The following is an 18709-nucleotide window of genomic DNA, read 5'->3' as shown; positions in this document are numbered from 1 at the left end:
ACTGCGGCCTAAACGCAGTTGCATTGAAGCTCTACCTATCCAAAAGGACTAGATATCTTCATGAGCCTAACCAAATGAATAGCCGTCTTCTGCTTATGGGTAGACAGCTTGAAAGGACCGCCGCAGTAATCAGAAAATCACTCAAAACAAATTCACCTCTATCCCTGGATTGCGGTGTTGACGGTCTCAGAGGAATGCGTAGAAGCGGCTCGCTCACCGCAAGAGGCTCTAAATCAGGACGGCCCGCAACACGAAAACCCATCACCGTAACATTTCCTGCACCTGAGTCTTATTGCCCGCCGCCCACCTAGCGCCCGGCCAGCTAGAATCACAAGGGTGAGCGCTACGAATCTTCCCGAACAGGTATCAGAGATCTTCGACCCCACCCGGTGGCGTGTGGTGGAGGGCTTCGACTTCACCGACATGACCTACCACAGGCAGGTTGAACGCGACGGCGACGGCAGGATCGTGCGCGATCTGCCCACTGTGCGCATCGCCTTCAACCGTCCCGAGGTGCGCAATGCATTCCGCCCCGGGACAGTGGATGAGCTGTACAAAGCCATGGACCACGCCCGGATGACCCCGGATGTGGCCACTGTGTTGCTCACCGGTAACGGCCCCTCCCCTAAAGACGGCGGCCATTCCTTCTGTTCCGGTGGGGACCAGCGCATCCGCGGCCGCGACGGCTACAAGTATGCCGAAGGGGAAACGAAGGAAACCATTGACCCGGCCCGCGCGGGACGCCTGCATATCCTGGAGGTTCAGCGCCTCATGCGCACCATGCCCAAGGTGGTCATTGCGGTTGTCAATGGTTGGGCAGCAGGTGGGGGACACTCCCTGCACGTTGTCTCTGACTTGACCATCGCGTCCCGTGAGCACGGCAAGTTCAAGCAAACGGACGCCACAGTGGGCTCGTTCGACGCCGGTTACGGCTCGGCATTGCTGGCCCGCCAGATTGGCCAAAAGAAGGCCCGCGAGATCTTCTTCCTGGCACGCGAATACTCAGCAGATGAGATGGTCAGCATGGGGGCGGTCAACGAGGCGGTTGCCCATAAGGACCTGGAAAACGTGGCACTGGAATACGCAGCGGACATTGCTCGCCAATCCCCACAGGCCCTGCGGATGCTGAAATTTGCGTTCAACTTAGCCGATGACGGCCTCGCCGGCCAGCAGGTTTTCGCTGGCGAAGCCACTCGTTTGGCCTATATGACCGACGAGGCTGTAGAAGGTAAGGAAGCGTTCCTGGAAAAACGCGACCCCGACTGGTCCTCCTTCCCGTACTACTTCTAAGCACAGGCACCCATGACCATTGAACCCTTGCTCAAAGCCCTCTCCGACGCATTGCACGGCGAAGGTCCCGCAGTGCAAATCGCCCCCGATGGCAGCTTCGCCCTGATCCCGCAAACCGAGCTGGGACTCCCGGCTGGCAGCGAAACCGACATTGCCGCCGTCGTCCTTACCTCAGGCAGCACAGGCACACCCAAGCGCACAATGCTCAGCGTTGAGGCGCTGGCGGCATCGAGTGTGGGCACTGCCATGGCGCTGCGCGGGGAAGGCCAATGGCTGCTGGCCCTGCCCACAAACTACGTGGCCGGGCTGCAAATTTTGGTGCGAAGCCTCTTCGCCGGGACCCGGCCCTGGGCCATGGATCTAAGCGGCGGCTTCACCTCCGAGGCATTCACGCAGGCCGCGCTGGAGCTTACCGACAAAACCCGTTTCACCTCGCTAGTCCCCACCCAGCTCACCCGCCTGTTGACCAACCCGAGCGCCGAAACACTCACCGTGTTGCGCCGCTTCAACGCCATCCTGCTGGGCGGTGGCCCCATCAACCCCGTGCTGCTGGAGGCCGCGCGCGGTGCCGGGCTCAACGTCATCACCACCTACGGCATGAGCGAAAGTTGCGGCGGTTGCGTGTACGACGGCGTCCCGCTCGACGGCGTGCAGCTCGCCATCCGCGACGGCAAAGTGGTGCTGGGCGGCGAGGTTGTAGCGAGCGGCTACCTCGTCGATCCCCAGCTGACGGCCGCCTCATTCTTCACTGAAGAGCACGACGGCGAACTGGTGCGTTGGTATGCCACCGGCGATTTGGGCGAGCTGGATAATGCGGGACGGCTTCGCGTGCTGGGCAGGGTTGACGATGTCATCATCACCGGCGGCTTGAAGGTTTCCGCCGGGGCTGTCACGGACGGCCTCCACCGGGTCCAGGGTGTGCGGGAGGCTTTTGTGGCACCCGTTCCATCTCAAGAATGGGGACAACAAGTGGCTGCAATGGTGGTTGCTTCCTGCACAGAAGAAGAGTTGTTGGCTGGCGCCGCGGAGATCATGGAAGCCCATCTGGTGCCTAAAACTGTGCTTTTCGTCTCCGAACTGCCGCTGCTAGCCAATGGCAAACCTGACAGGACGGCAATTTTGGCGGCCCTCACCGGTGCTGCGCAAAGCAGTTAGCCCGTATGAGAGGGCACAATTACAGTTGTGAACTCCCCTAGCGGGTTCGTGTTTATTTTTTCGTTTGCATAATAAGGAGCAACACTGTGGCCACTCTGGGTCAATGGATTTCCGGGGCACGTTTGAGGACCCTTCCCATGGCCGTGGCTCCCGTGATAATCGGTACTGCCGCGGCCTACGATCTGGGTGCTTTGCACTGGGACCGGGCAGTTCTGGCCGCTTTGGTGGCTCTGCTGCTACAAATTGGCGTGAACTACGCCAACGATTACTCTGATGGCATCCGCGGCACGGACGAGGTTAGGGTGGGCCCACTGCGCTTGGTTGGCAGTGGCGCGGCTAAACCGTCGCACGTGAAAATGGCTGCCTTCACCATGTTTGGGCTGGCCATGTTGGCCGGGCTGTTTCTGGTGCTTGCATCCCAAGCGTGGTGGCTGCTGCTAGTAGGCGTTGGCGCCGTATTTGCGGCATGGGGTTACACAGGCGGCAAAAGTCCCTACGGCTACATGGGGCTAGGTGATGTCTTTGTGTTTGTATTCTTTGGACCCGTAGCAACGTTAGGTACCACTTTCACCCAGGCCGGGTCCGTGAGTACGGCGGCAGTGTTAGGTTCCTTCTCAACGGGACTGATCGCCGTCGCACTTTTGATGGCTAACAATGTCCGGGATATTCCCACCGATACCGAGGTGGGCAAGCTAACTCTCGCCGTGCGGTTGGGGGATAAGAACGCGCGCCGGAGCTATGTGGTCATGATGGCGCTCTCGCTTGCCTTGATGATATTCATAGCACCTGTAAAACCGTGGATTCTGCTGGTGCTGCTGCTTGTTCCGTTCATGCTGATGCCCTGCTGGCTCATGCTCAAGGGCAAGAAGCGTAAGTCGCTGATCCCGGTTCTGCAGCAGACGGGTCTGATCAACCTTGGGTTCAGCGTCCTCTTCGCTGCGGCTATGGTGCTGACAGAGCTGTAGCGGCGGACGTTAGGCTAGCTCGCCTTTCGTGGCATCAGCATTATTTACGTCAACATTGGCAGCATCGGGTTTGGCAGCATCAGCATTGGCTTCGCCAGGCTTGCGGTCGGCGTCGATCCAGATGTCCGGGTTCTCATCGATCAGCGCGTCCTCTGCATCTGCGTCCGCCAGCGCGCCGGCCGACTGAGTGGTGGTGGCCTGCGGGGCAAATCTGTCAGCAACCACCGCTGTAGCACCATCACGTTGCTTGCGGAGGAATAAGAAGCTGACCAAAAACGCAGCGAGCGCCGCAATCAAGGCAGCTGTAAGCGGAGATAAATCTATCCATAAGTAGGCGATAAGGAAGAACGCCAGGAAGAGCACGCCGCGAATAAGGGAGTATTTGAAGAAAGCCACGAATCAAGTTTAGCCGCTGAAACTGAGTGTCTGCCCGGCAACTGTCCAAGAGGCTCAATTGGGCACTCAACGCTAGACTGAGGTATGCGCTATATTATTCCCACGGCTTTAGCTGTGGTCCTGTTTGTCTACGGACTCATTGACTGCCTTCGCAGTGAACCCAGCGACGTGCGAAGCATTCCGAAGTCTGCCTGGATCGTTGTCATTGTGCTGCTGAACGTTATTGGTGTTGCGTTGTGGTTCCTCTTCGGGCGGCCACAGTATGCTGCGGCGGCTCCTGGCTCCGCCCAGAGGTCAAATGGTTCTACTGGAAGCCAGCGGGGACCGTCCTTCCAGGGCAGTTCAGGACGCTCGGTTGCCCCGGATGACAACCCGGAATTTCTGCGTAATTTGGAAGTCAACCGGGCTCAGAAAAGTGAAGCCGAAAGGCTCCGCAAACTCAAAGCTGATCTTGATGCTCGTGAGGCTAAGCTTCGCGAAGAGCACCCCAACGACGACACCAAAAAGTAGCCTCTCTCGGTATTGGCGGCCTCACCTCGGAGGCTCATGCCGTGCTTTCAAACGACGGTGGTGGCTGCGAATCGGTTGGCACCCAGGATGGCAATACCGGCCACTATCAGGACATAGTTTGGAACTTGGTTGCTGCTGAGGCAGTTCATAACTTATCCATCACTGGTGATGGACCCTGAATTCATTACCCGCGATTGCGCTGGAAGTAAGGAAAAGCCTCGGAGCCCATCACGTCGACGCGGGCGGATTATCTGTCTTGGCGGACATTGTCTGGAAGCCCTCCACCACGGCCTCTGAGATCGTCCGCCGCACGCGCTCGATGGTTCTTAGCCAAGAGGACAAACCAGTCCAGGGAGTACTCGCGGCCAACAGGGTCAAGATTTCCGCTGTCTCCCAGCTCGCCCCGAACGCCGCATGGAAGAAGCCTAAAGACAGCTAAGAATAGGCGCCGAAAGCTGGGATCCAGTGCCTGAGCTAAGCACTTCACTGACACATTAATGTCTCAGTCAGATGACACAAGACGATGAAGGGCGGATGGTTCTACTCTGTTCCGTCCATGATCCTCACTGGCTTGCTGATCGCGGTTGCTATCCTCGCTTTGCTGTTCATCGCCAAGCCAGCTCTGGCACCGGATCGGGGACAGGACATCCGCGGGTGCATAGCGAGGAGCTGGAACCTCGTCATGGCAGGGACGGGTGCACTGCTGTTGCACCTGGGGCTTATCTTCAACTCGCTCGTAGCGACCTCTTCACTGCGAGCAGTGTTCACAACTTCCGCGGGCCCCATGACATCTTGGACCACACTCTCCGCCCTTGCACCCACGTTCAGCGGCACATCGATACTGTGCGCTGCACTGGGTGTAACACTATGGGTCATTCTCGTGTTGTCCGCCTTTCCAACCCGTCAGCGCGCGCCGATCGCGGTCCTGCCATGATGATCAAGCTGTCCGGGTCCGCGCCACCCAGGGATCAGATTCATGACCATATCCATGGACTGGTCGCCAGCGGCCTGCTCGCGGCGGATGAACGCCAGCCGTCAGTACGCCAACTCGCTAAAGACCTCGGAGTGGCCCCGGGCACAGTCGCAAAGGCCTACCGATCGCTGGAATCTGAAGGGTTTCTGCTCACTAGAACGGGTAGCGGAACTCGCATCAGCCTCACGGCCGCCACAATCACCAAACCCGCCCCAGAAACTACCCGATATCTGGCCAAGTCACCACGAGACGAAACACCAGCGGCGCTAAAATCCCCCTACGAGTTAAAGTAGTGCACTGTTAACACGACCAATTGGTGGTCTATTTCCGCTACCTTGACTGGCGACCAGGCTCACTGAGCAGCATCTGGACCCGGGAATCGCAATCACCCAAAGTACGTTCCAGTTTTTGTCACATTCGAAGAGTCCCTCTCCGCGCTTAGCGCGGCACTAAATCTGCCACCTGCGGGTCGGAGACTCTAGAGCCAGATGTTAAACAAGCCGGCAAGCCACGACTCAAAGATGTTGCTGTACCGGAACTGTGGATCTATGACAGGGTAGGCAAATGACTCCTGCTCACAGTAACTCAGGGTTCCCCCGTCGCCCCCAGCCCATCAAACCCTTGCCCGGCCAAGAATCGGTGTGGGACTACCCCCGGCCCCCAAAACTGGAGCAGAGATCGGAACGGGTTGTTGTCAGACTTGGTGGACAAATCATTGCCGATACCACCAAGGCAGCACGCGTCCTAGAGACCAGCCACCCGCCTGTCTATTACTTGCCTCTGGACGCATTTCCTGCCGGTGCCCTCATCCCGGTCAACGGCACCAGCTTCTGCGAATTCAAAGGGGTGGCGCATTACTTCGACGTCACCGCCGGGGGCGTCATTGCTGCCCGTGCCGGATGGACTTACCCGGATCCCAGCCAGGGCTTCGAAGCCCTGAGTACCCGGGTGGCGCTTTACCCCAGTCATATGGACTCTTGCGAAGTCGACGGCGTCCAAGTCACCTTCCAAGAGGGCGACTTCTATGGCGGTTGGATTACACCGCAGATCGTTGGACCATTCAAAGGAGGCCCTGGTACAACCGGGTGGTGAGCAGGGAAGCTGGCTGCTTACGGACCGTATGTGCCAACTTCATAGAGCTCGAGAAGAACGTTAATTATTAGGCACACCACTGCCCCTTCATCCAACCAAATGAACCTTTGACAAGACACTCATTAACCACTCCCGCGCGTCGGTACCTCGCGACGTGGATTGGAAGCTACCGGTTGTGAACAGATCTACCGCGCTAACGGAATGAGTGGAACCAAAACCAGCCGCACCGAACTCGACGAGGTGCTGGACCTCCTCAATGACAGAGACTAAGTCATGGTCTGGAAGTTGGACAGACCAGGTCGCAAAACCTCATACGTACTCGAACTCTTGGATGGCTTCAAAGCACGGGGCATGAACTTCCATTCCCTCCGCGATGGCATCACAACCTCTCACGGACGCATAGCAGGACGACAAGAAGTCACCGCCACCCACCCCAACGTCAAGCAAGCACACGCCCTAAAGAAACAGCGTTCGAAATTAGCCAATGCACAGTCCGGTGATCTTGAACCCAGTAGGGACCTATAGGCTTCCGTCATGACTTTAGAGCAATGGGAACGTGCCTCCGAGTGGCCATTAATCATCATTTCAGTCCTGTTCCTAGCAGCCTATTCTGCCCAAGTACTGGCGTCGGAGTCGGTGGCCCTGATAGCAGGCTGGTTCATGATGACCACATGGGCACTGTTCTTGATTGACTACGGAATCTCACTATGGTTGGCGCCACAACGGTTGAACTGGTTCTTCAAACATCTACACGAATTGGCGATTGTGCTTTTGCCAATGCTGCGACCCTTGCGGCTCCTTCGCTTAGTCACCCTCATCGGAGTCCTTCAACGAGTAGCTGGCAACGCCCTACGCGGGCGCGTGGTCACCTACGTCATTGCCGCATCTGCGCTCTTGACCTACATCGGCGCTCTGGCAATGTACGACGCCGAAAAAACCGCACCAGACGCGTCTATCCACTCTTTTGCCGAGGCAGCGTGGTGGGCCATAGTCACCATCACAACAGTCGGATACGGCGACCTGTACCCGGTGACAACCACGGGGCGCCTTATAGCCGTCGGGCTCATGATTGGCGGCATAGCACTACTCGGCATTGTTACCGCGACCCTGGCAAGCTGGCTGGTCGACAAGGTCTCAGCCGAAGACGCTAAAACTCAGACTCTGACAGCCGAACATATCGAACTGCTCCACCAAGAAATCAAGGCACTACGTCTGGAAATGACCGGTGGAGCACGTCACCAAAATCCAGAGACACCGGCCACGACCAAAGCCACTGGTTCTTTGCCCATCGTGTGACCATCGACCGTTTACTTGTCCCACGTCCACCGGGAGCGCAGAAGGAACTCCTCATCTCGGTATAAACCATGTAGCTCTGGGTCCGTAGTTGAGACCCCTGGTTGAGTACGCTATCTGGTGGCTCCACTATGTTCGCTCGGGTACACCTTGGTGGACACCCACACAGCAGAGGTCCGTCACTCAAATTCGCTTCTCTTGGATCGATACTTGGTTCCGCCTAGCTTAGGGGCCATTACTGGAGGAGAACAACATGGAACCTATCGTAGAAAAACTCACCTGCATCGTCGCCAGCTGCGGCAACGAATCAGCAACCTTTGCATTGAGTGTCATGCGACCAGATGTAACTGATTCAGTCGAGATCGCCACGACACTCGTGAAGCCAGTTCTGCACTCGCACAGCCTCAGTCAGATGAAAGCCGCAGTTGCTGAGACCGGATTATGGATCGGTCTCGCAACGTTGATTTCTAAGCCGAACTGCAATCTGCACACATCCTTGCTGAGCTGCAGTGAACTCGGTGATGATCTTGGATGCTTCTGCGTCCCCAAGGATGGAGCGAAGCTCAGCTTCGTTGATTGAGGCAACACCGGAATCGTCCAGAACAATCGCTCTCGTGAAGACTCCTTCCAGAGTTGCAGCAAGTTCCTGTGTTGCGCCTTCTTCACATGAGGCCGAAAGCAGTGAGCGCAACAAGTGCTCCAGTAATAATGCGACTATGAGTTTTCATATATCCCCAGTTCATTAATAATCCTGACTATAAAACTTGCTGATGACAAGACCTGCGCCAGATGTCATCTATTTCTCATCTAGGTTTCCTAGCCCCACAGAAAAGCGATGCGCATTTAAAGCCAGTTCAAAAATCTGAATAATCCCCCATTTGGACAGGCGAAGACAACAGTCGACTATCCAAACGGGCAAATTGTATCCTGACATATGCTTGCTATTTATAGGTGGTCCCATAGACTTGCTCACATCTTGTGAAACGGGGATCTGTTTCCGGCACCAGAACCGCATGAAGGCTGTAATAGTGACAATTCATTTCGCTAAAAATGTCGCTCTTCATGTCCACGGGAAGTGGTGCGCACCAGATAGTCATCGAGGCGCTTCGCATCGCATGGGATTCGAGGCACCTAGGAGCAGTTGTTGCAGTGGTTACGTCGGTGGCCACGAGATGAGTATAGGAAGAGAATTTGCTGGTGGTTATTATCTGTGGAGAAGCGAGCCTTCGTGCATCCACGGGACCTACCGAATATCCGTGATTGAACCTTGATTTCAACGACCGCAAATTCGAAGAATTGTCTTTATATGAAAATCATGGGCAAATTTTTTGTGTTCCTTATTTGAATTTTATGTGTCATGAATCGGGACAGGGCACTATGCAAGCCCATAGGCAGCATCCGGGATCACCCAGGGTCCGGTGAGGTGACGGTCGTGATCAAGGTGATATTTCTGGTGGTCTGCATTCAAGGAAACCTCAAGACTCACCTCTAGGGGTTGACCTATAAAAAATGCATTGATAGCGTCAAATGCATCAGGAAAAAAGTTTCCTGAATATTTTCATATGTCTCTACTTCTCGTATGGCTTCACCCTATTATTTAGGCCCTAATGGTGTGGTCATAAATTGCGAGAAAAGCACGAGAAAGGAAACAAATTTATGATAAAGGAAAGAAGAATTCCATCCCTCTTTGCTTCATTCGCAGGATTGGCCCTAATAGTTTCGACCGCTGGCGCTGCGAACGCTGCCCCTAGCAATGCAGCACCGATGACAATGAATCCGACAGCGAGCACATCCCAGGTAGCTGACAAGACGGTGCTCACGACGATAGCTGTGGGTGAACAGGAAGCGGCGGATATGACTGCTGTGGCACTGTCGGCCATTTCCAGCAGCCAGGTTAGCGTCCACGCTTCTACGGAGTCGCTGAAGATATCCGAGAGCAAGGTCAGCACCATCGCCACGGACCAGGGGCTCTTTACGACCGTGACGGTTCCGGTAGGTGGGCCGTACAGCCTTACGAGTAATATCGCGATGGTCTTCGACAGCTCAGGCGATCGCCTCCAGTACACTGAGACCCTCGTGAGCGAGAGCGAGGCTGGGAATTTCGCTATCGAGACTTATCTCGACGGGACACAGACAAGTAACCAAGCCACCGACCTCGCCTTTATGAGTGACGCTGAACTTGAAGCAGACCTCGTCGCGTCCCAGACGCCAGGAGCCAAGGATGCCAACTCGAGCACTGATAAGAACACCGGGGCTTGCATTGCGACCGTCCTAGGAGTCGGAGGGGTCGTGGGAAGCATCATCGCCTACAGCTGCGCAGGTGCTTGCGCCGCTGCAGCAGTAGGAGTTGGCGTGCCCTTCTGTGTAGCATGTATTGCCGGCTTCGCGACCGTCGGCGGCGCATCAATTACCGCCGTGGCCACTTGCTTCTAAGACACCCACCTACCCCCGGTACGAAGGAGCAGTTATGACTAGGAGAACCACCCGGGTATTCATGGGCTTGTTTATCGCTATGGTCCTTATGGCATCAGCTTTGATCCTGAGCCTGCCGGCACTGTTCGGAGCTTACGAGCCCCACCAGTTCTGGATCACCGTGACACTGGGAGGCATCACTGCGATCCTAATTGTCGCCCTGATCCTCCTGCGGCCCCCGAAGCGGACAACCACCACCTAAAACACACATTAGTGATGACCCTCCTTGTGTGCAATAAGGGGGGCATCACTGTGACCCGTCCCGGACAGACATCCAATTGACATAGGTAGCCGGCAAAGTCTCAAAACCCATGGGTTATGAGGCACTGAGGTCACAAAACACCGCGTCGGATCGAGTAGAGATGTCGAAGGCAGTTACACAGGCTTTTTTGCGCCATCGACTCAACGAAACCAAACCCTAGGCAGACCCACTTCTTCACCACACACGGACGACTCCCCCACTGCGACGGAGAATACACTCGAGAAATCTCGCGTCGACACCCTAAATCCTCGACACCATAAAATACCGCCATCCCCCTGGCGCAGCCGGACATGAACTGATCCGGAAAAATAAGGAGCGCGCTAAAGCACGGCTAAGCGACGGGTCCTGTTCTCTGCGCTGGCCCTGCTGTGCCTCATATTTGGCTCTTCAATTTTGGGGTCTCTTGTGGCAGAGTCGGATTGTCCAAGTAATTTTTTTACACGAAGAGAGCGTTCCCATGATCGAGATGTTGCACAATGCAGGTATCAAGAGTGAGTATGCCTACGCCGGTGGTTTTGCATCCATCGTGCTATCCCTCAGCTCTTGGTTGGTCAGCCGTGCGAAAAAAGACCATTCCAAGGCACAGTCCGATCGTTGGGGAATCTTCGTTGGGCATTGGGCCCCAACGTTCTTTGCCCTTGGCATCGCACTAAAACTCGAAGAGAAGAAATAGCACAAATTTATTCACTGAGGGTTTTGCGGCAACTGCGCCGCTAGAGTCGACTAACGGGACGAAGGGTGCTTCTAGGCTCGGGGAACGATGTTGCTCAGACACTGTTCCACCAGCCTGAGGAGCACCTTTTGCGCTGTTCAAAGGACCGGGATCTTCCCACGCCTTCCTGCCCCAACGAATCGTCTATCCCTCATCCTTCCCAACCGTTTGGCTACAGACAGACTCCCTAAAGGGTTGATCGCTAAGCACACAGCAAACCAAAGGGCCTAGACGGCCGCAGCGGAGGTGACGCTACAGGGGTTCAAGCTAGGGAACCTGAGGCGGGTACAAAGTAACTACCCGGATTGCACCGTAGAGGTGGCTCGCAGCAACCCGCCGCTCGGAGTTGAGCGGTAACCTCGAAGGGTGAGTAGGACCTCACAATCAAGATCGCCAAAGCGCCTGCCTCCTCGAGCATGGAAAGAGTGGCTGCGCGGAGTGCTACCCACTTGCGCGTTAGCAATTTTGTCTTCTGGAAGTGCTCATGGGTATTACGTGGTGCAACAGCTGCAATTGAGCGGGATTGGACCGATCAAAGGTGGCGCTTTGTATCCCGTTCTTGCTCGGCTTGAACACGACGGTCTTCTAACGTCGAAGTGGCAGGAGGGCGAAGGTGGGCCCGGACGCAAGGTCTACACAATAACCGCAGCAGGTGGCGAGCAGCTCAATGATTTCCAGCACCACTGGGAGCCTTTTGCGATGAGAATAAAGGATGTTTTGATTCCGCAATCTGGTCCCCAAAAAAATACGGATGATCAACCAAAAAGTTCTCGAACTGGAGCACCTCAATGAACTTAAGTTCAAAAAGACAATGGTCCAACCCAGAAGATGAAAAGTGGGGTCAGGAATTTGCGGAATCTCTGGCTTCAATGCCCAATATCTCTTCCGAGTTGGCCAGTGAAGCCCTCCACGATGCTCAGCTAGCCAGCGAAGAGTCTGGGTGTAGAGCTGGTGAACTTTTCGGATCCCCTGTGACATTCGCCGAGCAAATTCATCGAGAGCGGGTGCCTGCTGAAATTCGCGCAGGAGTTGGCAACGACGGAATTTCTGCTCGGGATCGATTGAAAGTGCTCTTGACGGCTACCGGCCTGACAGGTGCATCCCTGAGTATTGGGCTGTTCATCGTGAGCGGTTGGTCGTTCCTCCTGACACCGTCAGGGTTATCCCTGACTGTGGGTGGCACAGTAGCGTTGGTAGGTGCGCTCTTTGGCTTCCAGCAGCGTTATGCCGGCCACGTGCGCTGGGGGTGGACTTGGTGGCTGGCCGGTCTTGTGGGGCTGGTTTCCTCTGCTGTTCTCGCTGCCACGGTGTCCGACCACACAGCTTTACTCCAGCTCCCAACACTTCTGCCGTTTCTAGTCTCGCTGGGGGCACTGATCATCTCGGAGGCACTTTCTTATTCACCGACACCCGTGGCCACTTTCTCCGATCAAGCACCGGAAATATGGTTCAATCAGCTCGCAGGAATTTTACGCGGACGCTACCAGCTTTCGCGAATCGAAACGCAGCAGCAAGTTGCCGAAGCCCAGAATTTTTGGCATGAAAGTGGATGTTCTCATCCTTATGATGAATTCGGTTCACCTGAGGTCTACGCTTTAGAAATTCTTGAAGTCTCCGACAAGCCACGGCGAGCATCGCAGCGTAGAGAGGCCTTGTTGTATGCCGTCATCGCGCTAACGTATGTTGTCTTAGCGGTAGATACCCTCAGTACCAGCGGGCTTACGTGGAGCTCATTATTTCCACTGGGAGCCATGGGCCTCTTCGGCACTTTGGCGATCAGAACGTGGCGAAAATAATTCGACCTGAATTCTCACTCGATGCCCGGTTCGGCTTACCCCGGACGCGTGGCGGTCGCCCAGTCAATACCCAACTCATCAGCTTGAACTGGCCCAACGAACAAGACACGACACATTGTTGCCACTCACCCTTCCCCAGCGCAAGAAGACCCGTGCGCCCAAGGAAAGTTCCGACGTCGAGCATTCATTGGGAAGACTGAAAATAGCCACCCAAATTGCCCATAGCCAAGGGCACCCCTCGCGACTATGGTGGAGATCACAGCTGGCCGGGCCTTTGCGTAAGGGACCCGGCTGGTGGCTACGTTGGGAGGGAACGTAAATATGCCAAGGACCAGTGCCGGCATGAATCGTACAGGCGGGAAACGGCGAAGGCTTCGATCTTTGGCCTGGATTACGGCGCTGGCAGTTGGCACCATACTCTTGCCCGGATGCACCCCCTCCGACGGCGTCCCCACCCTCACCTGGTACATCAACCCGGACGACGGCGGCCAAGCGGACCTTGCTGCGGTGTGCACCACCGACGCCAATGGCGCTTACAAGATCGAAACTTCCCTCCTCCCCAAGGACGCAGCCGCACAGCGCGAGCAGCTGGCCCGCCGTCTGGCAGCAGGCGATTCATCCCTGGACATCATGAGCATTGACCCTCCGTTCATTCCCGAACTTGCTGAGCCCGGATTCCTGGCTCCAGTCCCTGCGGACGTTGCTGAGCGGACCTCCAAGAATGTTCTCGATGGCGCCCTGGCAGGGGCCACATGGGATAAAAAACTTGTCACTGTTCCGTTCTGGGCCAACACCCAAATTCTCTGGTACCGCAAGTCCGTTGCAAAAGCAGCCGGACTGGATATGACCAAGCCAGTCACCTGGGAACAGCTCATGAAAGCAGCGGGCGAGGAGAAAAAGTATCTGGGTGTCCAAGGCGCTCAGGCTGAATCCATGACCGTTTGGATCAACGCCTTAATCGAATCCGCGGGCGGGCACATCCTGCTCAACCCCGGAGCCAAAGCTGATGAGATCAAATTGGGCCTGACCACCCCGGCAGGTGAGCAGGCTGCAACCATCATCGGCGCTATAGGTAAGAAGAACCTGGCTGGTCCCGGGCTTCCCACCTCTACGGAAAATGATTCCATGATCCTTTTTCAAGGGGACAAGGGCTCGTTCATGGTCAATTACCCCTTTGTCTGGCCGGCCACCAATGCGGCGGTGAAAGCCGGAAGCGTTAAACAGGACGTCCTTGATGACGTTGGCTGGGCCTTATATCCACGAGTGGATACGGACAAGGACACCGCGCCTCCGCTGGGTGGCATCAACTTAGGAGTTGGCTCCCACTCTCAAAACAAGGAACTCGCTTACAAGGCGATCGAGTGCATCACCTCACCCAAGAATCAGGCCACGTACTTTGTGACCAATGGAAACCCTCCCTCAAATTCCACCGCTTACGATGATCCGCGGGTAGAAAAGCAGTTCCCGATGGCCACCACCATCCGTGAATCACTCAAGCTCGCCGCACCCCGGCCGCAGACCCCGTTCTACAACGAGATCTCCACCGGACTGCAGCAGCGTTGGACACCACCGGCGTCGGTGGATCCCAAAACCACACCGCAGGAATCGCAAGATTTCATCCTTGCCGTACTTAGAGGGGACAGGCTGCTGTGAGCACCACCTCAATCAAGGAGTCCAGGGCTGGCGCCCCAGTAAAAAGCCAGCGCCGCCGGGCCAATCTTAGTGACCGGGCCAAATCCGAACGCAGACTGGGCTGGTATCTTGCCGGTCCGGCCTTCATCGTGATGCTGGCCGTGACCCTCTACCCCATCCTTCAGGCGTTCTGGGATTCGCTGTTCTCCCTGCGGTTGACCGCACCCGATGACAAAGCGTTCATCTGGTTCGCCAACTACATCACTGTCCTGTCAGATCCGGTGTGGTGGCGAGACTTAGGCGTTACAGTCATCATCACGATTGTCACAGTCATTATTGAACTGATTCTGGGTTTCGCTTTGGCGTTGGTGATGGACAAGGCCATCAAGTCCCTCCGAGGGTTGCTGCGCACAGCAATTTTGGTCCCTTATGGCATCATCACTGTGGTTTCCGCTTACGCCTGGTTCTACGCCTTCGATATCAACTCCGGTTACATCAACCATTGGTTTGGTTGGATACCTGGCATCAGTACGGACTTGAACTGGTTCGCCGAGTTCTGGCCCTCACTCTTTGTCATCATGGCATCGGAGATTTGGAAAACCACCCCCTTTATTTCCCTGCTCTTGCTGGCGGGGCTGGCCCAAGTACCCGGTGAGCTTACCGAAGCCGCAGAAGTGGATGGCGCCACCTGGTGGGAACGGATGCGCAAGGTGATTGTGCCTAACATGAAGGCTGCCATCATGGTGGCCGTATTGTTCCGAACCCTGGATGCCTTCCGGATCTTTGACAACGTCTTCATTATGACCAACGGCGCCCACGGCACCGAAGTGCTCTCCCTGCTGGCCTACCGCACCTCTATTTCGCGTCTGGAGATAGGTCTCGGTTCTGCTATCTCGGTATTGCTGTTCGTGTGTGTGCTGATCATTTGTTTTGTGGCCATCAAACTCTTCAAAGTGGATCTCGCCGGATCGCAGGGAGGTAAATCATGACAAGCGGAAAGCAAAAAGTCATTTGGGCGGTCATTACCGTCTTGGTGCTGCTGTACGCGCTATTCCCGGTAGCGTCCATCCTTTCAACCTCCTTCAAGGCACCCAGCGACCTCACCTCAGGGAAGTTCCTGCCGTCCTCTGGCGCGGGGACGTTGGAGAACTACGAGCAGATCTTGGTGGGCGACGCCCAGGGTCTATTCTTGTCAGCGTTGCGCAACTCCATCGGCATCGCGCTCATTGCCACATTCATCGCCGTGGTGCTGGCCACCCTATGCGCCTACGCCATTGCCCGCCTGGACTTCCCGGGTAAAAAAGTGGTGCTGACAACCGCACTCGCCGTATCAATTTTCCCTGTTATCTCCATCGTCACCCCGCTGTTCAACCTGTGGCGCAACATTGGCTTGTACGACACCTGGCTGGGGCTGATCATCCCTTATCTATCCCTTACACTTCCCATTTCCATCTGGACCCTGGCCGCATTCTTCCGCCAGATCCCCTGGGAACTGGAGCAGGCAGCCCAAGTGGACGGCGCCACTACCTGGCAGGCCTTCCGCAAAGCAATAGTTCCGCTTGCCGCACCCGGGGTCTTCACCACGGCGATCATCGCTTTTTTCATCGCCTGGAATGACTTTGTTTACGGCATTTCCCTCACCTCCACCGAAACAGCGCGCACAGTGCCGGCAGCACTGGCGTTCTTCACCGGTGCCTCCCAATTTGAGGCGCCCACCGGTGCCATCTCCGCCGCAGCAATCATTGTCACCATTCCCGTGGTCCTGCTGGTTCTGCTTTTCCAGCGCCAGATTGTCTCAGGCTTGACCCAGGGCGCCGTCAAGGGCTGAATACCCTTACTCACAGAATAGGATCGCGAGCATGGCAGCTATCACCCTCAACAACATCGTTAAAAAGTACGGGGACGGTTTTCCTGCAGTGAACGATGTCAGCATCGACATCGCCGACGGCGAATTTGTCATCTTGGTGGGTCCCTCCGGCTGTGGAAAATCCACCATCCTGCGCATGATCGTGGGGCTGGAAGACATCACCTCCGGAGAACTGCTCATTGACGGGAAACTCTCAAATGACAAGGCTCCCCGAGACCGCAACCTGGCCATGGTCTTTCAAAACTATGCCCTGTACCCGCACCTGACAGTTTTTGAGAACATCGCGTTCCCGTTGCGTTTGGCTAAAAACAAGCACAGCGAAGATGACGTTCAGCGCTTGGTTAACGACGCAGCAAAAATGCTGGAGCTCACCGACCATCTGCAGCGTAAACCAGCTAACCTTTCCGGTGGTCAACGTCAGCGAGTCGCCATGGGCAGGGCCATAGTCCGGCAGGCGGATGCGTTTCTCTTCGATGAGCCACTGTCCAACTTGGATGCCAAGTTACGTGGACAAATGCGCTCTGAAATCTCTCAGATGCAGCGCCGGTTGGCAACAACTTCGGTTTATGTCACCCACGATCAAACCGAGGCCATGACCCTCGGTGACAGGGTTGCTGTGCTGAAGAAGGGTGAGCTGCAACAGATAGCTTCTCCTCGCGAGCTCTATGAACAGCCCATCAACTTGTTCGTTGCCGGGTTCATCGGCTCACCTTCCATGAACTTCCTGCCTGCCAGCCTCGAAGGGAACATGCTAAAAACTGCCCTCGGGGAAATTGAAATCTCTCCTGAGAAGGCAGCTAAAGGCAAGGATTTGCCTGTGTTGTTGGTGGGGGTGCGCCCCGAGTTCTTCGAGGACGCTTCACTAGTAGAGGAGCATAAGTTACACCACGGCTCCACTTTCACTGCCGAACTAACCCACACCGAGTGGTTGGGCAATGAACAATATGGCTACATTCATTTCGATCCGGCCCCAGAAGTCAGGGAAATGCTTGACAGCCTGGCACGCGATATGGACGCTGACGAACTACGTCCGCAAGTGGTGGTGACCCTTGATGCCGCCAGTAAGATTCGTGGCGGGCGTCCGGCGGAACTGTGGCTGGACACGCGCCGGTTACATCTCTTCGATCCCAAAACGGGTGAAAACCTGACCCGTGATGCCGAGGAAGGCGCCCGTCTTACGGAAGAAGCCAACGCTGAACGGGCCGAGGAAATCGATTCTGCCCGGCAGGAGGCGTGAGGCAAAGCAAGCAGACCAGCTCAAAACCCCGCCTACAGGAACGCCGTTATGGTAATTTTTAGCCGTCCACAACCGGGAACCCTGCCCACAACGCTGAAGCTCTTAGTTGCAATCCTGATTCCCTCCGCCCTGGTAAGCATCCTGGCAGGGGTCTCAGCCAGTATGGGATTCGGCTTGGCCATGGGGCTGGGAATGGCTGTCACCCCCGTAAGCCGTCCGCGCCAAGCCGTGGTCCTGGTAGCTCTGGGTGCCGCGCTTGGCGGGTTGGCAACCTTGGCAGGTTCAACGCCGTGGGCCATTGCGCTACTCATGTTTGTCTCCGCAATCTTATTTGCCGCCGCTAACCAACGCTCCGCTGGGCTACTCTCCCTAACCCCAGTCATGGTGATCCTTTTTGGTCCTGGCCCCATCGATCTCAGCTGGTGGTCAACGATTCTGTGGATTCTCGCTGGTGGTTTGGTAGGCGCTTTCATCACCAGGCTGCTGAAATTCCAGGCCCCAACTCTTCCTGTGGAGAAACGTGTTGCTTGGGAGCACGGCATCGCTGTGGGTTTGTTGTGCGCAGCGATCATGTTTTGGACCCTAGCTAACAACGTTCCCCACGGCTACTGGATTGCTGTCACAGTCCTGATGGCCTTGCGGCCGTTGCCAAACCAGCGCCGAGAGACTCTCAACGGGCGACTCATTGGAACCGCTCTAGGGGCCGTGATTGCGCTGCTTGCCGTGGTTTTCTTGCCTGTTTGGGGAGCTGGCATTGTGGCCGTGGCGTGCTTATTTTTCTTGGTTTGGTATTCCATGGGCGGTGCTTACCTCATGCAGGCCTTGGCTCTGACGCCTATGCTTTTGATCTTCGCTTCCCTCGGGGATGTGGACCGCGGGTTTGAGTTGACTATTGAGCGTGTCATTTTCACTGTGATGGGAATAATTGTGGCGGTGCTGATCGCGTTGTTGCTCCGGCACTGGGAATCCCGACGCGAAGCAACCCCTGGCTAGAAGCGCACAGTCCCAAGGAGCGCTGGCCGCGCCCCAAGCAACGCCGCCCCAAGCAGCCGCCCCA

Annotated in this window: 23 protein-coding genes; 22 read left to right on the top strand and 1 reads right to left on the bottom strand. The window is 56.1% G+C overall.

The window, feature by feature from the left end:
* The first annotated feature begins 336 nt into the window (after nt 1-336).
* The 3 genes from QMG40_RS06710 to QMG40_RS06700 all read left to right on the top strand — a co-directional run bounded on the left by QMG40_RS06710 (nt 337) and on the right by QMG40_RS06700 (nt 3410).
* Complete coding sequence (locus QMG40_RS06710; protein WP_283529310.1) at nt 337-1290, top strand: 1,4-dihydroxy-2-naphthoyl-CoA synthase; 954 nt, start codon at nt 337-339, stop codon at nt 1288-1290.
* 12 nt (nt 1291-1302) lie between these two features.
* Nucleotides 1303-2445, top strand: a complete 1143-nt coding sequence (locus QMG40_RS06705) for an AMP-binding protein (RefSeq protein WP_283529308.1) — start codon at nt 1303-1305, stop codon at nt 2443-2445.
* 86 nt (nt 2446-2531) lie between these two features.
* Nucleotides 2532-3410, top strand: a complete 879-nt coding sequence (locus QMG40_RS06700; RefSeq protein WP_283529306.1) for a 1,4-dihydroxy-2-naphthoate polyprenyltransferase — start codon at nt 2532-2534, stop codon at nt 3408-3410.
* A gap of 9 nt (nt 3411-3419) precedes the next feature.
* On the opposite strand, the gene QMG40_RS06695 is transcribed toward QMG40_RS06700, so the two are convergent.
* Nucleotides 3420-3806, bottom strand: a complete 387-nt coding sequence (locus QMG40_RS06695) for a DUF4229 domain-containing protein (RefSeq protein WP_283529304.1) — start codon at nt 3804-3806, stop codon at nt 3420-3422.
* An 84-nt stretch (nt 3807-3890) separates the two neighbouring features.
* Between QMG40_RS06695 and QMG40_RS06690 the strand changes: the two genes are divergently transcribed.
* From QMG40_RS06690 to QMG40_RS06600, 19 genes are all read left to right on the top strand, one after another.
* The gene (locus tag QMG40_RS06690; RefSeq protein WP_283529302.1) at nt 3891-4316 is read left to right on the top strand and encodes a PLD nuclease N-terminal domain-containing protein; all 426 of its coding nucleotides are present in this window, start codon (nt 3891-3893) and stop codon (nt 4314-4316) included.
* A gap of 41 nt (nt 4317-4357) precedes the next feature.
* Complete coding sequence (locus QMG40_RS06685) at nt 4358-4495, top strand: hypothetical protein (RefSeq protein WP_283529300.1); 138 nt, start codon at nt 4358-4360, stop codon at nt 4493-4495.
* A gap of 77 nt (nt 4496-4572) precedes the next feature.
* Nucleotides 4573-4755, top strand: coding sequence for a hypothetical protein (locus tag QMG40_RS06680; protein ID WP_283529298.1), 183 nt, complete (start codon nt 4573-4575; stop codon nt 4753-4755).
* A 117-nt stretch (nt 4756-4872) separates the two neighbouring features.
* Nucleotides 4873-5250, top strand: a complete 378-nt coding sequence (locus QMG40_RS06675; RefSeq protein WP_283529296.1) for a hypothetical protein — start codon at nt 4873-4875, stop codon at nt 5248-5250.
* Entirely contained in the window at nt 5247-5582 is a 336-nt protein-coding gene (locus QMG40_RS06670; protein WP_283529294.1) for a GntR family transcriptional regulator, read from the top strand. Before QMG40_RS06675 ends, QMG40_RS06670 begins: the two co-directional genes overlap by 4 nt.
* Before the next feature lie 271 nt (nt 5583-5853).
* Nucleotides 5854-6381 carry a DUF427 domain-containing protein gene (locus QMG40_RS06665; protein WP_283529292.1) on the top strand — a complete coding sequence of 176 codons (528 nt, stop codon included), beginning with the start codon at nt 5854-5856 and terminating at the stop codon, nt 6379-6381.
* 273 nt (nt 6382-6654) lie between these two features.
* Entirely contained in the window at nt 6655-6906 is a 252-nt protein-coding gene (locus QMG40_RS06660; protein ID WP_283529289.1) for a recombinase family protein, read from the top strand.
* Nucleotides 6907-6915: 9 nt separating this feature from the next.
* Nucleotides 6916-7677 carry a potassium channel family protein gene (locus QMG40_RS06655; RefSeq protein ID WP_283529287.1) on the top strand — a complete coding sequence of 254 codons (762 nt, stop codon included), beginning with the start codon at nt 6916-6918 and terminating at the stop codon, nt 7675-7677.
* A 250-nt stretch (nt 7678-7927) separates the two neighbouring features.
* On the top strand, nt 7928-8254 hold the full coding sequence (locus tag QMG40_RS06650) for a hypothetical protein (protein ID WP_283529285.1): 327 nt from the start codon (nt 7928-7930) through the stop codon (nt 8252-8254).
* 1076 nt (nt 8255-9330) lie between these two features.
* Complete coding sequence (locus tag QMG40_RS06645; RefSeq protein WP_283529283.1) at nt 9331-10107, top strand: hypothetical protein; 777 nt, start codon at nt 9331-9333, stop codon at nt 10105-10107.
* Nucleotides 10108-10141: 34 nt separating this feature from the next.
* Nucleotides 10142-10348: a hypothetical protein gene (locus QMG40_RS06640; protein ID WP_283529281.1), complete on the top strand. Its 207-nt coding sequence runs from the start codon at nt 10142-10144 to the stop codon at nt 10346-10348.
* Nucleotides 10349-10865: 517 nt separating this feature from the next.
* Nucleotides 10866-11081, top strand: coding sequence for a hypothetical protein (locus tag QMG40_RS06635; RefSeq protein ID WP_283529279.1), 216 nt, complete (start codon nt 10866-10868; stop codon nt 11079-11081).
* Nucleotides 11082-11486: 405 nt separating this feature from the next.
* Nucleotides 11487-11912 (top strand): PadR family transcriptional regulator, encoded by a 426-nt coding sequence (locus tag QMG40_RS06630; protein ID WP_349361606.1) that lies wholly within the window; start codon nt 11487-11489, stop codon nt 11910-11912.
* Nucleotides 11909-12916 carry a hypothetical protein gene (locus QMG40_RS06625; RefSeq protein WP_283529276.1) on the top strand — a complete coding sequence of 336 codons (1008 nt, stop codon included), beginning with the start codon at nt 11909-11911 and terminating at the stop codon, nt 12914-12916. The genes QMG40_RS06630 and QMG40_RS06625 overlap by 4 nt, the downstream gene beginning before the upstream one ends.
* A gap of 342 nt (nt 12917-13258) precedes the next feature.
* Nucleotides 13259-14569, top strand: coding sequence for an extracellular solute-binding protein (locus tag QMG40_RS06620; protein ID WP_283529274.1), 1311 nt, complete (start codon nt 13259-13261; stop codon nt 14567-14569).
* A gap of 11 nt (nt 14570-14580) precedes the next feature.
* Complete coding sequence (locus QMG40_RS06615) at nt 14581-15537, top strand: carbohydrate ABC transporter permease (protein ID WP_459252969.1); 957 nt, start codon at nt 14581-14583, stop codon at nt 15535-15537.
* Nucleotides 15534-16376 (top strand): carbohydrate ABC transporter permease, encoded by an 843-nt coding sequence (locus tag QMG40_RS06610; protein ID WP_283529270.1) that lies wholly within the window; start codon nt 15534-15536, stop codon nt 16374-16376. Before QMG40_RS06615 ends, QMG40_RS06610 begins: the two co-directional genes overlap by 4 nt.
* Nucleotides 16377-16407: 31 nt before the next feature.
* Nucleotides 16408-17652 (top strand): ABC transporter ATP-binding protein, encoded by a 1245-nt coding sequence (locus tag QMG40_RS06605; protein WP_283529268.1) that lies wholly within the window; start codon nt 16408-16410, stop codon nt 17650-17652.
* Between the two features lie 48 nt (nt 17653-17700).
* A complete protein-coding gene (locus QMG40_RS06600; RefSeq protein WP_283529266.1) occupies nt 17701-18645 on the top strand; it encodes an FUSC family protein in 945 nt (314 codons plus the stop codon).
* Nucleotides 18646-18709: the final 64 nt, after the last annotated feature.

The organism is Arthrobacter antibioticus (assembly GCF_030063205.1).
Classification (GTDB): domain Bacteria; phylum Actinomycetota; class Actinomycetes; order Actinomycetales; family Micrococcaceae; genus Specibacter.
This window is presented reverse-complemented; position numbering and strand designations above follow the sequence as displayed.

Excerpts from the sequence above, each read along its gene's own strand:
- QMG40_RS06705 (WP_283529308.1), top strand. The coding sequence starts at position 1,303 with ATGACCATTGAACCCTTGCTCAAAGCCCTCTCCGACGCATTGCACGGC.
- QMG40_RS06690 (WP_283529302.1), top strand. The coding sequence starts at position 3,891 with ATGCGCTATATTATTCCCACGGCTTTAGCTGTGGTCCTGTTTGTCTAC.
- QMG40_RS06675 (WP_283529296.1), top strand. The coding sequence starts at position 4,873 with ATGATCCTCACTGGCTTGCTGATCGCGGTTGCTATCCTCGCTTTGCTG.
- QMG40_RS06670 (WP_283529294.1), top strand. The coding sequence starts at position 5,247 with ATGATGATCAAGCTGTCCGGGTCCGCGCCACCCAGGGATCAGATTCAT.
- QMG40_RS06665 (WP_283529292.1), top strand. The coding sequence starts at position 5,854 with ATGACTCCTGCTCACAGTAACTCAGGGTTCCCCCGTCGCCCCCAGCCC.
- QMG40_RS06660 (WP_283529289.1), top strand. The coding sequence starts at position 6,655 with ATGGTCTGGAAGTTGGACAGACCAGGTCGCAAAACCTCATACGTACTC.
- QMG40_RS06655 (WP_283529287.1), top strand. The coding sequence starts at position 6,916 with ATGACTTTAGAGCAATGGGAACGTGCCTCCGAGTGGCCATTAATCATC.
- QMG40_RS06650 (WP_283529285.1), top strand. The coding sequence starts at position 7,928 with ATGGAACCTATCGTAGAAAAACTCACCTGCATCGTCGCCAGCTGCGGC.
- QMG40_RS06645 (WP_283529283.1), top strand. The coding sequence starts at position 9,331 with ATGATAAAGGAAAGAAGAATTCCATCCCTCTTTGCTTCATTCGCAGGA.
- QMG40_RS06640 (WP_283529281.1), top strand. The coding sequence starts at position 10,142 with ATGACTAGGAGAACCACCCGGGTATTCATGGGCTTGTTTATCGCTATG.
- QMG40_RS06635 (WP_283529279.1), top strand. The coding sequence starts at position 10,866 with ATGATCGAGATGTTGCACAATGCAGGTATCAAGAGTGAGTATGCCTAC.
- QMG40_RS06625 (WP_283529276.1), top strand. The coding sequence starts at position 11,909 with ATGAACTTAAGTTCAAAAAGACAATGGTCCAACCCAGAAGATGAAAAG.
- QMG40_RS06620 (WP_283529274.1), top strand. The coding sequence starts at position 13,259 with ATGAATCGTACAGGCGGGAAACGGCGAAGGCTTCGATCTTTGGCCTGG.
- QMG40_RS06610 (WP_283529270.1), top strand. The coding sequence starts at position 15,534 with ATGACAAGCGGAAAGCAAAAAGTCATTTGGGCGGTCATTACCGTCTTG.
- QMG40_RS06605 (WP_283529268.1), top strand. The coding sequence starts at position 16,408 with ATGGCAGCTATCACCCTCAACAACATCGTTAAAAAGTACGGGGACGGT.
- QMG40_RS06600 (WP_283529266.1), top strand. The coding sequence starts at position 17,701 with ATGGTAATTTTTAGCCGTCCACAACCGGGAACCCTGCCCACAACGCTG.